General features: G+C 59.8%; 1 pseudogene. It reads right to left on the bottom strand.

Going from position 1 to position 259, the window contains the following annotated elements:
• A pseudogene (gene purH / locus EOD29_RS32900) lies at positions 1 to 259 on the bottom strand (bifunctional phosphoribosylaminoimidazolecarboxamide formyltransferase/IMP cyclohydrolase); the annotation flags it as partial.

Genomic DNA, 259 nt, shown 5'->3' on the forward strand with positions numbered 1-259 from the left:
GTCTTCGAAGGGGTAGAGGTTGATGACGGCGAGATCGATGCCCTCGATGCCGTGCTTTTTCATCGCCTCCTGGTGTTCGCCATCGTCACGGATCGCCAGCAGGCCGCCATGCACCGTTGGATGCAGCGTCTTCACACGCCCATCCATGATCTCCGGAAAACCGGTGATTTCGGAGACATCGGTGACGGCAAGACCGGCAGCGGTGATCGCTTTAAACGTGCCGCCGGTCGAAAGCAGGCGCACACCTCTGGCAGACAAG

This window comes from Mesorhizobium sp. M1A.T.Ca.IN.004.03.1.1, from assembly GCF_003997555.1.
Taxonomy (GTDB): Bacteria; Pseudomonadota; Alphaproteobacteria; order Rhizobiales; family Rhizobiaceae; genus Mesorhizobium.